The 13,201-nt window shown below is 71.9% G+C and carries 12 protein-coding genes; 3 read left to right on the forward strand and 9 right to left on the reverse strand.

The window, feature by feature from the left end:
- Positions 1 to 55: 55 nt before the first annotated feature.
- From ACQEU8_RS10900 to ACQEU8_RS10920, 5 genes are all read right to left on the reverse strand, one after another.
- Complete coding sequence (locus tag ACQEU8_RS10900; RefSeq protein WP_433099311.1) at positions 56 to 2,137, reverse strand: SpoIIE family protein phosphatase; 2,082 nt, start codon at positions 2,135 to 2,137, stop codon at positions 56 to 58.
- A gap of 372 nt (positions 2,138 to 2,509) precedes the next feature.
- A complete protein-coding gene (locus ACQEU8_RS10905; protein ID WP_433102305.1) occupies positions 2,510 to 3,046 on the reverse strand; it encodes a Dps family protein in 537 nt (178 codons plus the stop codon).
- A 138-nt stretch (positions 3,047 to 3,184) separates the two neighbouring features.
- Positions 3,185 to 3,715 carry a DUF1360 domain-containing protein gene (locus ACQEU8_RS10910; protein WP_433099313.1) on the reverse strand — a complete coding sequence of 177 codons (531 nt, stop codon included), beginning with the start codon at positions 3,713 to 3,715 and terminating at the stop codon, positions 3,185 to 3,187.
- 78 nt (positions 3,716 to 3,793) lie between these two features.
- Complete coding sequence (locus ACQEU8_RS10915; RefSeq protein ID WP_433099315.1) at positions 3,794 to 4,126, reverse strand: plasmid stabilization protein; 333 nt, start codon at positions 4,124 to 4,126, stop codon at positions 3,794 to 3,796.
- Between the two features lie 182 nt (positions 4,127 to 4,308).
- Positions 4,309 to 4,905, reverse strand: coding sequence for a helix-turn-helix domain-containing protein (locus ACQEU8_RS10920; RefSeq protein ID WP_433099317.1), 597 nt, complete (start codon positions 4,903 to 4,905; stop codon positions 4,309 to 4,311).
- Positions 4,906 to 4,975: 70 nt separating this feature from the next.
- Here ACQEU8_RS10920 and ACQEU8_RS10925 point away from each other — a divergent pair, with 70 nt between their 5' ends.
- Complete coding sequence (locus tag ACQEU8_RS10925) at positions 4,976 to 5,725, forward strand: AzlC family ABC transporter permease (protein WP_433099319.1); 750 nt, start codon at positions 4,976 to 4,978, stop codon at positions 5,723 to 5,725.
- Positions 5,722 to 6,030, forward strand: coding sequence for an AzlD domain-containing protein (locus ACQEU8_RS10930; RefSeq protein ID WP_433099321.1), 309 nt, complete (start codon positions 5,722 to 5,724; stop codon positions 6,028 to 6,030). Before ACQEU8_RS10925 ends, ACQEU8_RS10930 begins: the two co-directional genes overlap by 4 nt.
- Positions 6,031 to 6,047: 17 nt before the next feature.
- Here ACQEU8_RS10930 and ACQEU8_RS10935 read toward each other — a convergent pair whose 3' ends face one another.
- The 4 genes from ACQEU8_RS10935 to ACQEU8_RS10950 form a co-directional block, all read right to left on the reverse strand.
- Entirely contained in the window at positions 6,048 to 6,548 is a 501-nt protein-coding gene (locus tag ACQEU8_RS10935; protein WP_433102308.1) for an ATP-binding protein, read from the reverse strand.
- Between the two features lie 343 nt (positions 6,549 to 6,891).
- Positions 6,892 to 7,683 carry an enoyl-CoA hydratase/isomerase family protein gene (locus ACQEU8_RS10940; protein ID WP_433099323.1) on the reverse strand — a complete coding sequence of 264 codons (792 nt, stop codon included), beginning with the start codon at positions 7,681 to 7,683 and terminating at the stop codon, positions 6,892 to 6,894.
- A 100-nt stretch (positions 7,684 to 7,783) separates the two neighbouring features.
- Entirely contained in the window at positions 7,784 to 9,058 is a 1,275-nt protein-coding gene (locus ACQEU8_RS10945; protein ID WP_433099325.1) for a L,D-transpeptidase, read from the reverse strand.
- 294 nt (positions 9,059 to 9,352) lie between these two features.
- On the reverse strand, positions 9,353 to 10,651 hold the full coding sequence (locus ACQEU8_RS10950; RefSeq protein ID WP_433099327.1) for an Ig-like domain-containing protein: 1,299 nt from the start codon (positions 10,649 to 10,651) through the stop codon (positions 9,353 to 9,355).
- A 229-nt stretch (positions 10,652 to 10,880) separates the two neighbouring features.
- On the opposite strand from ACQEU8_RS10950, the gene glgX reads away from it, so the two are divergent.
- Positions 10,881 to 13,142 (forward strand): glycogen debranching protein GlgX, encoded by a 2,262-nt coding sequence (gene glgX, locus ACQEU8_RS10955; RefSeq protein WP_433099329.1) that lies wholly within the window; start codon positions 10,881 to 10,883, stop codon positions 13,140 to 13,142.
- The last annotated feature ends 59 nt before the right edge of the window (positions 13,143 to 13,201 follow it).

The following is a 13,201-nucleotide window of genomic DNA, read 5'->3' on the forward strand; positions in this document are numbered from 1 at the left end:
GGGCGGATCAATCACCGCGAAAACCGCGTTCGCTGCCCGCGATCAGCTGCCGCGTTCAGTGGGGATCCAGCGGGATCTCGCACCACACCCGTTTGCCGTTGCCGCGCGGTTCGACTCCCCAGTCGGTGGCGAGCTCCTCGATGAGCATCAGGCCGCGACCCGAGGTGGACTGCTCGGTGGCGGCCCGGCGTTGGGGGGAGGTCGGGGAGGTGTCGGTGACGGCGATACGGACCGCGCGGCCGCCGTTGCGGACCGGCCGGGCGGTCAGGGTGGCGTCGCCTTCGGTGTGCAGCAGTGCGTTGGTGGCCATCTCGCTGGCGAGCAGCTCTGCTGTGTCGGCGAGGGACCCCAGGGACCAGCGGTGCAGTGCCGTACGCAGGGCGTGCCGGGCCTCGTGCAGGGATCTCGGGTCGCCGGGGGAGATGGTGACGGCCATCTGCGGTGCCGCGGCCCGTCTGCCGGACGCGCGGCGCAGCAGCAGGAGGGCGACATCGTCCTCCTCCCCCGTGAAGCTGCCCATGGTGCGCAGCAGATGGTCGGCGAGGTCGTCGGGGCGTACGGGGCCGGCCCGTACCGTGGCCAGGAGCTTCTCCCGGCCCTCGTCGATGTCCTGGGTACGGGACTCGATGAGGCCGTCGGTGAACAGCAGCAGCGTGGAGCCGGGCTCCACCACCGTCTCGGCCATCGTGTACAGCGGCTGGGCCGCCGGCGCCGCCAGTCCGAGGGGCAGCCCGACCGGGGAGTCGACCCATACGCAGCTGCCGTCCGATCGGCGCAGCACGGGTTCCATATGGCCGGCGCGGACGCTCACCGCGACCCCGGTGCGGGGGTCGAACAGGACGAGCAGGCAGGTGGCGAACCGGTCGGTGTCCAGTTCGGCGAGGAAGGCCGAGGCGCGGGCCATGACGGTGAGCGGCGGATGCCCCTCGGCGGCGTATGCGCGCAGCGCGATCCGCAGCTGCCCCATCACGGCGGCGGCGGTCACGTCGTGTCCCTGTACGTCGCCGACGACCGCGGCGATCCGGCCGTCCGGCAGCGTGACGGCGTCGTACCAGTCGCCGCCGATCCCGCCCCGCGCCCGGGCCGGGCGGTAACGGGTCGCCATGGCCAGCCCTGGTACGTGCGGGATGTGCCCGGGGAGCATCGCCGTCTGGAGCCCGGCGGCGAGCTCGTGCTCCTGGTCGAAGAGGAGGGCACGCTGGAGCGACTGGGCGATGGTGTTGCTGAGCGCGGTCAGTACGGTGCGCTCGTCGTGGGTGAAGCGGGTCTTGCCCTCGTAGGTGAGCCCCACGGCGCCGATGGGGGTGTCGTGCGCGATCAGCGGAAGGTAGACGGCGGCGGTGGCTTCGGGCACCAGGTGCAGATATCTGCGCAGTCCCGGGTAGCGCTCGGCGAACTGCTCGCGGCCCGTCACAAAGACCGGCTCCCGGGTGCGGATGGCCTCGGTGAGCGGCAGCGGGGCACCGATGCGGGCCAGGTGGAAGTCGCGGAGGATGTCGTCGGGTACGCCGTTGGCGCCCACGAGCCCCAGCCGCCCGCCGTCGGCCAGCCCCAGGATGATGCTGGCCGCGCCGAGCCGCTGCATCAGCCGGGTGGTGGTGAGCGCCTCGGCGACGTCGTCGACGGTGACGGTGGGGGCGAGGGCGTCGTTGACGTGGCCCACCAGGTCGGCCTGCCGGCGGCGGTCGCTCTTGGCCTGCCGCAGCTCGCGCGTCTGGTCGATCGCCTGGAGTTCCTGGCCGGCGTCCCGGATGATCCCGATGACCTCCGCCGGGGCGCCCTTCTCGTCGCAGATGACGGTGGCCTGGGAGTGCGTCCAGCGCAGCGAACCGTCGGGGTGGCGTACCCGGAAGTAGAGGCTGTAGCCCGTCCGCTCCTTCAGCGCGTGGCCGACCTGCGCCTGGATCTCGGGCAGTTCCTGGGGCAGCATGCGTTCGGCGATGGTCGCCGGGCGGTTGTCGTACTCCCCCGGCTTGAACCCCAGGACGGCCAGCCCGGCGTCGTCGTACCGCATCTCTCCGGTGCGCAGGTCCCAGCAGAAGCTGCCCATGCCGTTGACGGCCAGCGCGACATGGGCGGCAACCGGTGGGTCGCCGCGCTGCGTGGGCCTCGTGCTCGGTTCGCGGAAGCGGTGCATCGCTGTCTCCCGATCGCGTGGCCCCGGGTGGTGCGTCCCCGCTCGGCGACAGCCAGGGGCGGCGCGCCTGGCGGGGCCACCTCCCCATCATGCGGGCAGCCGACCGGCACCGCCCGTCGAACGGCACGGCGGTGGCCCGGACGCGTGAGGCCCACCGGGCGGGAGGGGATGCGGTACGCCCGGCCATCGAGCGGCCGAGCCGCCGGCGCGCCGCGCGGTGCTCGTCCGCGTTCCTGCGAGGCGGCCGGTCGGCACGTCGCGCTCCGCTCCTTGGGAGGCGGCCGGGTCAGCGCGCCGCGCTCCGGGCCGGACCCCGTACTGCCGTGGCGGCGAGCGCCGGGGTCCGGCTCCCGGTGCGGTGGCGGCCCGGGGTCAGGGCTTGCCGCGGGCCTGGCTGGCGGCCTTCTCGGCGGCGGCCGACTCGGAGTCGTGCGGGCCGGTCGACAGTTTGCCGCCGGAGCTCTCGATGTGGGCGCGTACGAACCACTGGAACAGCTCCAGCTTCCGCAGGTGCTCGATGAGCAGGTCCTGGGTGACCAGGTCCGAGCTGTCGGTGGCCTCGACCGCCTTGCGATGGTCCTCGATCACACCGGTGTAGACGACGTCCAGGGCACCGAGGTGTTCGATGGCCTCGGCCCGCCCGAGCGTGTAGTCGTGCCAGGTCCGCTCGGCGACCAGCACGCCCGGGGTGCCCCAGGGTGAGCCACCGAGCGTGGAGATGCGCTCGGCCGTGTTGTCGATCATCTCGCGGACGGCCTCGACCTGCGGGTCGAGCATCTCGTGTACGGCGATGAAGTGCGGCCCGATCACGTTCCAGTGCACGTGCTTGAGCGTCAGGGCCAGGTCGTTGAGGGCGTGCAGCCGCATCCGCAGAAGCTGGATGACGCTGCCGCCGTCGGCCGTGGACATTCCCGGGACGGTGTAGCTCGGCTGCGAGCCGTTGGTGTGAGCTGCCACGGTGCGCTCCAATCTCGGAAGGTGCAAGAGGGTGCAAGAAGGCGGAAGCAGAACTGGGAAACCGGCAGCGGCATCGGCCGGCCGGTTCGGTCAGTCCTGCGGCGAGTGCCGCTGCTGCGCGGCCGCGTACGCGTACTGGAGGAAGTCCGAGCCCGCGACGGCCGACAGACCGGTCAGACAGGTCCGTGCGGTGGCCGGAGAGGCCGCGTGCAGGACGAGCAGCGCGGAGGCCGCCCAGGGGGAAAGGCAGAACGGGCAGGTCAACAGCTCGCCCACGGCCCGCCGGAGCCCCTTCCCACGGGGCTCCTCCGCCATTTCGGCGGGCGCCTCGGTGCCCCGGTGGCGGGCGAAGGGTGCCCGCAGCGGGCTGGTGACGGCGTCCTTCGCCACCATCCTGGCCAGCTTGTGGGTGGCGAGCGTCAGCAGCACCAGCTCCCGGGTGCCCAGACTCTCGGGGGCCCGGCGCCCGGTCCGGCGGGCCAGGAGGGCGGCGCCGGCCACGCCCGTGCCGAACGAGGAGAGCACGGCTGCGTAACCGCCCAGCGGTAGCTCGGTGTCGGGGGCGTAGTCGTGCTCGTGTGCCCGTACGGCCGCGCGGGCTGTGTGGTGCATGCCGGGCATGCCGTCACCTCCCATACGTGGGCGTGCGCCTCCCATGTCGGATCAGCACGGCATGGGAGGCGAGCAGGTGGCGAGCGGTCAGCGGCGGCCGAGCGCGCGCTGGAGCTCGTCCTTGGTCATATGGGAGCGGCCCTTGACCCCGCGCTGCCTGGCCTCGTTGTAGAGCTGGTCGCGGGTGGGTCCTGCGGGCCCTGTGCGGTTGCCGGAGCGCTGGCCGCCGCGCTTGGGCGCCGGCTTGTCCTGCACGGAGGTCCGGCTGGCGGTCCTGGCCTCGCCCTTCTGGGCACGCTCCTTGTTCACCGTGCGGGCTGCGATCTCCTTGGCCCGGCCGGTGGAGGCGCCCTGCCGCTTGGCGCCCTCCTTGATGTGCTCGTACTGGCGCTCACGCTTGCGGTTCGACCCTGCGGGCATGGTTCCTCCGTACTGTGCGGTGCTCTGTGGTACGTACGACCGGGTGTCCGATATTCGACTATTGACACTTTCGGCCGGTTTCCATCCTCCGCCTCAGCGGTCCGTACGGCGACCGCACCGGCGCTCTTCGACTCCCGGGTTCCACACACGGAAGGCGCCACACCTGCCCGACCCGGCGCACGTCACCGGTGCTCCATCAGCAGCACCAGCGAGGTTCCCTGCTCCAACGCCTCGCACAGGTGCGGCACATCGCCCGGATAACTGATGCAGTCGCCCGGCGCCAGCTCCACCGGGTCGTCCGCCACCCCGATCCGTACCCGCCCCGAGGCCACGACGGCGTGCTCGTACGTGCCCGGCGAGTGCGGCTCGGATGCGCGCGGCGCCCCGGGCTCGACGTGCACCGTGTACAGATCCCGGCGCGCCCCCGGCGGGCAGGCCGACAGCAGGGTGGCGACATAGTGCGCCTGCTCGGAGGGGACGGCGATGCCCTCCCCCTTGCGCAGCACCCGGGAGCGCGCGCGTGGCGGGTCGACGAGCCTGCTGAACGGCACATCCAGCGCGACGCCGAGCGCCCACAGGGTCTCCACGCTCGGATTGCCGGTGCCGGCCTCCAGCTGCGAGAGCGTCGACTTGGCGATTCCGGCGCGCTTGGCGAGCTCCGTGAGGGAGAGCCCGGCGCTGGTGCGCTCCGAGCGGAGCGCGGCGGCGATCCGGGCGAGGGGCGGCCGGGCGGGGGCTGCTGCCGCTTCGCCTGACGACTGTTCGCTGCGTCGGTCCACCTGTTCTCCTTGACGAACGGCCATGGCAGTGTTCAGCATATCGCCCATGCGTTCGCCAGAGAGAACACCTGTGCCTCTCCCCGGGCGTCTTCCGCTGCGGGAGATCGCCGTGCTCGCGGTCGCCATCGGCGTCGTCGGAATCTCCTTCGGAGCCGTCGCAGTCTCCCGGGGCGAGCCGGCCTGGGTGCCGCTCGTGCTGTCGCTGACCGTCTTCGCCGCCGGGGCCCAGTTCGCCTCCCTCGACTTGGCGCTCGGCGGAGCCGGTACCGCTGCCGCCGTGACGGCCGGACTGGTGCTCAACGCCCGGCTCGCGCTCTTCGGCTTCGCGCTGCCCGGGGTGCACGGCCGGCGCCGGGGCGGCCTGCTGTGGAGCAGCCAACTGCTGGTCGACCAGTCGGCAGCGCTCGCACTGGCGGAACCCGATCCGAGGCGCCGCCGCGCCGTCTTCCTCGCCTGCGGCGGCGCGCTCTACCTCGCCTGGAACCTCGGTACGCTCCTCGGCGTCCTCGCGGGCCGCGTCCTGAGCGACCCGGACGCACTCGGACTGGACGCGGCCGAGCCGATGGTGCTGCTGGCCCTGGTGCTGCCCGCGCTGCGCAGCGGCGGGCGGCGTGCAGCCGACGAGGACGCGGAGCCCCACGCCCACCGGCGCTCCGCCACGCGGCGGGCCGCGCTGACCGGCGCCGCACTGGCGCTCGCGGCGACCCCGTTCCTGCCGCCGGGCACTCCGGTGCTGCTGGCCCTGCTGGGCCTGCTCGCCCGCGCCACCCGGCGCGGGCCGCCCGAGGGGGACCTCCGCACCGAAGGAGGCCCGGCATGACGCTCATGGCCGTCGCCCTGCTGGCAGCCGGCACCTATGGGCTGCGACTGTGCGGCCCCGTGCTACGCGCCCGTACGGAGATATCGGCGCGGACGGAGCAGCTGCTCGCGGACGCCGCGACCGTGCTGCTCTGCGCACTGGTCGCCACCTCGGCGCTCATGGAGGGGCAGGGCCCGGCGGGCTGGGCACGCCCTGCGGGGGTCCTCGCCGGCGCCGCCCTGGCCTGGTGCCGGGCGCCCTTCCTGGTGACCGTACTGGGGGCGGCCGCGGTCACCGCGGGACTGCGGTGGGCGGGGGTGACATGACACGGGCTGACGGAGGCTCAGTCCGCGGCCCGCATCTCGAACCAGGTGGTCTTGCCGCGGGGCAGCAGGTCCACGCCCCAGCGCTCGGCGAGGGTGTCCACCAGGAAGAGCCCCCGGCCGCTGGTGTCCAGCTCACCGACCGGCAGCAGGCAGGGCAGTCCGCGTGACGGGTCGCGGACCTCGACGCGGATCCAGCCCGAACGGCGCAGCATCCGGATGCCGATGGTGTGCGCGCCGGTGTGCCGCACGGCGTTGCCCACCAGTTCGGAGACCAGCAGCACGGTGTACTCGGTGCGCTGCGCGGAAAGGACCCAGCGCTGCTGGAGGACGGCTTCGGCGAGCCGGCGGGCCAGACGCGCGGATTCCGGACGGTTCGGCAGCGGCACCTCCCGTACGGTCGGATCGCCCACCCTGTCGAGAACGGTGCTCACCGGCTCGGCGCACCACGCCTCTGCTGGGTCTTCCGGAACCCGTTCGGTCACGCTCGCCACATCTCCCTGACCCGCCATGGCCACCATCATGGCGGCAGGTGAGAGCCCCTGGGGGCGGTTCGCGGGTTTCCAAAAAGCCGGAACCGCCCCGTCCATGACCCCCGTACGCCGCCCCGCGCCACCGCGGCTCCGCACAGATGCGCTCTGACCTGGCATGACACCGGGTATGCAAGTGATCACAAGGCGCCACAACTGGACCACGAATGGGGGTGGCCCGAAGGCCAGGCGTTCCCCCACACGGTGGGCACGCGGCCCCTCCGCGCCACCCCCGGCCACCCCCCGCCGGTGCCCATCGGTACTCGCCGCCGGGCTTGCGCGCCGTGGCGGCCCATCCCACCCACCCGTTACCGCACCATCACGGAGAAGCCCCCTAGCGGAAGCGCGCCTTCCCCGGGCCCTCCTCCACAAAGCTCCGCATGCCGATCTCCCGGTCCTCCGTTGCGAACAGGCCCGCGAACCAGTTCCGTTCGATCGCCAGGCCGGTTTCGATGTCCGTCTCCAGACCGAAGTCGACCGACTCCTTGGCGGCGCGCAGCGCGAGCGCGGGGCCGCGCGCCAGCTGTGCGGCCCAGGCGTGCGCCTGCGTGTAGACCTCGGCGTCCGGCACCACATGGTCGACCAGGCCGATACGGGCGGCCTCGTCGGCGGCCACGGTCCGCCCGGTGAAGATGAGGTCCTTCGCCTTGGCCGGGCCGACGAGCCGGGACAGCCGCTGGGTGCCGCCGGCGCCGGGGATCAGCCCCAGCAGGATCTCCGGCTGGCCCAACTTGGCGCTCTCGCCCGCGAACCGGACGTCCGCGCACAGCGCCAGCTCGCAGCCGCCACCGAGCGCATAGCCGGTGACGGCAGCGGCGACGGGCTTGGGGATGCGCGCGACGGCGGTGAACGCCTCCTGGAGTCCGCGGGAGCGCACGACCATCGCGGCGTGGTCCATCTCGCGCATCTCTTTGATGTCCGCGCCGGCGGCGAAGACCTTCTCGCCGCCGTAGAGCACCACGGCGCGTACGTCCTCGCGGCGTGCCGCCTCCTCGGCGAGTTCGCGCAGCAGGTCCTGGGTGGCGATGTCGAGGGCGTTCATCTTCGGCCGGTCGAGCCGGATGGTGCCGACGCCGTCGGCGACCTCGAGGCGCGCGGTGGCGCCGCTGGGTTCGTTAACCGTCATGCCGGAAGGTTAACGGCCGTTACACGACGCGGCCCCGGTGCCGTTCCTCACAGCACCGGGGCAATGTACGGCTCTGGATCCGTACGGCAGGGTTTCCGGCCTACTGCTGCGCCGTCCACTTCTGCCAGGACATGTTCCAGCCGTTGAGGCCGTTGTCCGGCTTGATGGTCTCGTCCTGGGAGTTCTTGACCTCGACCACGTCACCGACCAGCGAGTTCTGGAAGAACCAGGCTCCAGGTGAGCCGTTGGCGCCGCCGCCGCGCATGTCGAACAGGCCCACACAGCCGTGGCTGCCGTTGACCTTGCCGAACTGGTACTTGGGCAGCCAGTAGTTGCCGTGGATGAAGGTGCCCGAGGTGCTCAGCCGCATCGCGTGCGGCACATCCTTGATGTCGTACTCGCCGCCGAAGCCGACGGTTTCCCCGTTCATCCGGGTGACCTCGTGCTTCTCGCTGATGACCATCTTGCCGTTGTAGGTGGGGTTGGCCGGGCGGCCGGAGGTGATCGGGATGGTCTTGATCTTCTTGCCGTCCCGGGTCACGGTCATCGTCTTCTTCTTCGCGTCCACGACGCTGACCTGCTGCCTGTCGACGGTGAACTTCACCGTCTTGCGCTGCGTCCCGTAGACCCCGTCGGAGCCCTCGACACCGCTGAGGTTCAGATCGACGGCGACCTTGGTCCCGGACTTCCAGTACTTCTCGGGACGGAAGTCGAGGCGCTGGTTGCCGAACCAGTGGCCCGCCACCTCGACCTCGGGATCGGCCTTCACGGATATCGCCTTCTCGACGGCTTCGCGGTTGGCGACCGGCCGGTTGAAGTTGACCGAGAACGGCATACCGGCGCCGACCTTGTCGCCGTTCTCCGGGGTGAAGTAGCCGACGAAGGTGTTCTGCGGCACGAACGTGGTGAATGTGGCGTGCTTGGCGGAGGCGCGGCCCTTGGAGTCCTTGGCGACGGCGTCCACCGTGTACTTCGTACCGGCCGACAGATGGGTGGCGGGCCGCCAGACCGTGCCGCCCTTCGCGAGGGCGCCCTTGATCTTCTTGCCCTTGCTGTCCTGGACGGTCACCTTGGTCAACTTGCCCTCGGCGGCCGCGATCTTGAGCGCGCCGGAGGTCCGTACCCCGTCGGCTCCGTCCTTGGGCGCGACGGACACCACGGCTTCCGACGGGCCCTTGGCCGGCTTGTCGGCGTCGTCCTGGGCGTTCGCACGGGCTCCGGAGCCGCCGCCACCGCCGCAGGTGGTCAGTGTGAGCAGCAGTACGACCAGCAGCACGACGAGGCCGACGGCTGAGCCGCCTATGACCTGGGCGCGGCTGTCCCCCCGGATCGTCTCCCACTTGAGCTTGTCCCTGGCCACGGTCTTCAGATCCAAGACGGCCCCATCCTTCGTCCTCACACGGCTTCGCGCACCCGTGTGCGCCCCCGAAAACACGACGCCGCGCCACCCGGTCATATGGCCTCCCCGGCCCGGGGCAGGGGCACATGAACGGCGACGCGCGTCCGCCTTGTTAGATAACCACACCGCGATGACACCGGACGGCACCTGAGGGTCACCGTTCGGTCGCGGTTTTGGGGAGGACGGAAGGAGGCCGCCGCTTTCGACGCGGAGGTCGGGTATGTCGCCGCGCCCGCGGCTCACCTCACGGCCGGATCCGCCGTCCGGAGCTCACTTCAGGGCCGAGCCCGCGACCCACTTGTCCCAGGGCATGTTCCAGCCGCCGAGCCCGTTGTCCGGCGTGACGGTCCGGTCGTGCGAGCCGCGTACGGTCACCAGGTCACCGACGAGCGACCGGCGGAAGAACCGCCCGGCGGGTGACTTGTCGTCGCCGCCGCGCTTGTCCTCCAGGCCGATGCAGCCGTGGCTGGTGTTCTTCTCGCCGAACGTGCGCCTGGGTGCCCAGTAGTTGCCGTGCAGGAAGGTGCCGCTGCGGGTCAGCCGCATCGCGTGGGGCACGTCCTTGATGTCGTACTCTCCGCCGAAGCCCACGGTGTCCCCGTTCATCCGGGTCTGCTGGAACTTCTCGCTGATCACCATGAGGCCGTTGTAGGTGGGGTTCTTCTTCGTCCCCGCCGTGATCCCGAACCGGTCGACGGTGCGCCCGGCGCGCTGGACGGTCAGGGTGCGGCGGCCCACGTCGACGACGCTGCGCTGGTCGCGGCCGATGGTGTACCGCACCTGCTTCCGCTGGGTGCCGTAGACGCCGGGTGCCCCGCGGACATCGCGCAGCCGCAGATCGAGGGTGACCTCGGTGCCGGGCTGCCAGAACGTACGCGGCCTGAAGTCGAGCCTGTTGCGGCCGAACCAGTGCGCGGCGACGGGGACGCGGGGGCGGGAGGTGACGCTGATGGCGCGTTCCACGGCTGCCCGGTCGGCGATGGGGTGGCTGAACTCGAGGGAGACGATCGTCGCGGTGCCCACTGTCTGCCGGTCCTCGGGCCGGAAGTAGCCCACGAAACGGTGGGGTGGGACGCGGGTGGAGAAGGTGGCGTGCCGCATCACCCGGTCCCCCTCGCCGTCGGTCGCCACCACGTCCAGCACGTAGGTGCTCGCGAGTTCCAGCACCGTGCGCCTGCCCTGCCCGTTGCCGCCGCGCCCGGAGGCGTTCTCCAGGGAGGCGGGCAGCGGGTGCCAGCTGCGCCGGTCGGCGGAGAACCGGCCTGCGATGGCCCGCCCCGCGTCCTTCCCCTTGCGCTGCATACGGACGCTGCGCAGCTTCCCCTCCGGTACGGAGACCTCCACCCGGGCGTCGGTGGGGACGCTGCGGGCACCGTCGTGTGGTGTCACGCGGATGGCGTCGCCGGGCGGCTTGTTGTCCGCCATGACGCCGCAGCCGGCAGGCGTGGCGCACAGCAGCGCGAGCCCCACCGCGACTGTCAGGGCGCGCAGCGTCCGCTGCGCGCCCCGCGCGCAGTGGCGCGGTACTCGCCCTTCTCGTGCCGTCGTGCGCCGTGCGCCCCGTCCCATACCGTCCCCGCTCCTGTGCGTCCCTGCTGTCCTGTGCGTTTCCACTGCTGTGCTCGCCTGGACGAACGGACCAACGAAGCGCGTGCGGCAGGGACACCGCGATCACACGAGTGAGCGAGGTTTCCCCTCCGGGAAGGATCGAAGGAGAAAGCCGCGGCGGCGCCGACCCGACGCCGGGTCACCGCCGTGCAGCCCGCTCCGATGCCGCAGAGCCGCGGGAGGCCGCCACGTGTCGTACGCAATCGAACCGGCGGTCCCTGCAGCAGTCGGCGGCGGCCCGGGGCAGGTGTGGCCGGGCAGTCCGCAGCCGCTCGGCAGCCGTTACCACCGGGGTCCGGGCGGGGTCGCCGGGACCAACTTCGCGCTGTGGGCGGGTGGTGCGGAGGGGGTGGAGGTGTGTCTGTTCGACGACGACGGCACCGAGACCCGGTTCCGGCTCGCCGAGCTCACACACGGCATCTGGCACGGCTTCCTGCCGGGCGTGCTGCCGGGCCGGCGCTATGGCTACCGGGTGCACGGCCGGTGGGACCCGTGGACGGGTGCGCGCTGGAATCCGGCCAAGCTGCTGCTCGACCCGTACACGCGCGCGGTGGACGGGGACTTCGCACCGCCCGGCGCCACCCGGGGCACGCCCACCGCGCTGCCCGCCGAGGTGTACGGGCATGTGCGGGACTGGCCGCAGCAGCAGGTCTCCGACACGGTGCGCGACGAGCGCGACTCGGCGCCCTTCGTGCCCAAGGGCGTCGTCGTCGAGGAGCAGTGCGCCTTCACCGGGAACGGGCACGGGCCTGATGCGCACCAGCACGACAGACCGCACACCCAGTGGGCCGACTCGGTCATCTACGAGCTGCACGTACGCGGCTTCACCATGCGGCACCCCGGCGTTCCCGCTGAACTGCGCGGCACCTACGCCGGTCTGGGCCACCCGGCCGCGCTGGAGCATCTGACCCGGCTGGGTGTGACGGCGGTGGAGCTGCTGCCGGTGCACCAGTTCGCCCATGAGGACCATCTGCTGCGCCGCGGACTGCGCAACTACTGGGGCTACAACTCCCTCGGCTACTTCGCGCCGCACGCCGCCTACTCGTCCTCCGGCACACGGGGGCAGCAGGTGACGGAGTTCAAGGAGATGGTCCGGGCGCTGCACGCTGCCGGAATCGAGGTACTGCTGGACGTCGTCTACAACCACACGGCCGAGGGTGACGAGCGCGGCCCCACCTATGCGCTGCGAGGGATCGACAACCCGGGTTACTACCGGCTGCCGCCGCACGACAGACGCCGCTACACCGACTACACGGGATGCGGCAACACGCTGCATGTCGTCCAGCCGCAGGTGCTGCGTCTGATCACCGACTCGCTGCGCTACTGGGTGCAGGAGATGGGGGTGGACGGCTTCCGGTTCGACCTCGCCTCCGCGCTGGCCCGCGCCATGCACGACGTCGACATGCTCTCCCCGTTCCTGGCCGTCATCGCGCAGGACCCGGTGCTGCGCGGCGTCAAGCTGATCGCCGAGCCGTGGGATGTGGGCAGCGGCGGCTACCAGGTGGGGGCCTTCCCTCCGCTGTGGACGGAGTGGAACGACCGCTACCGCGACACCGTGCGTGACTTCTGGCGCGGTGCGCTGCCGGACGTACGGGACCTGGGGTACCGGCTGTCGGGCTCCAGCGATCTGTACGCGTGGGGCGGGCGGCGCCCGTACGCGTCGGTCAACTTCGTGACAGCGCACGACGGTTTCACCCTGCGCGACCTGGTCACCTACGAGCACAAGCGGAACGAGGCCAACGGGGAGGGCAACCGGGACGGCGCGGCCGACAACCGGTCGTGGAACTGCGGCACCGAGGGCGAGACGGACGATCCCGCCGTTCAGGAGCTGCGCGTACGCCAGTTGCGGAACCTGCTGACCACACTGCTGCTGTCCACCGGCGTGCCGATGCTGGTGGCGGGGGACGAGATGGGGCGCACCCAGGGCGGCAACAACAACGCCTACTGCCAGGACTCGCCCGTCAGTTGGGTCGACTGGTCGCTGCTGGAGGAGCCGCGCTGGCGCGGACTGCTGGAGCTGGCAGCGCGCCTGGTGCGGCTGCGCCGCGCACACCCGGTGCTGCGGCGCCGGGCCTTCTTCTCGGGGCGGCCCCAGGGCGCCGAAGGGCTGCGCGATCTGGCGTGGTTCACCCCGCGCGGGGAGGAGATGGCGGAGGCCGACTGGTACGCGCCGAGTGCCACGGTGGGGATGTTCCTGTCGGGGCGGGACATCGCCCAGCGCGATCCGGTGGGGGAACCGGTGCTGGACGACAGCTTTCTGTGCGTGCTGCACGCCGGTGCCGAGGAGATCGCCTTCCGGCTGCCGGACGCGGCTTGGGGGGCGGCGTACGCGGGGGTGGTGGACACCGCGCGGGAGCGCCCCGCGGAGGGCTGGTATCCGGCGGGGTGCGAGGTGGCCGTGGGGGCGCGCTCGGTGCTGGTGCTGCGGGTCGTCGAGCGGCCGTCCGGCTGATCACCGGTTCGGCGGAAAACGGTTCGCCACCGGGCACCACCGGTCCCACACTCGTTGGA

It is taken from the genome of Streptomyces sp. CA-250714 (assembly GCF_050936705.1).
In the GTDB taxonomy this organism is placed as follows: domain Bacteria; phylum Actinomycetota; class Actinomycetes; order Streptomycetales; family Streptomycetaceae; genus Streptomyces.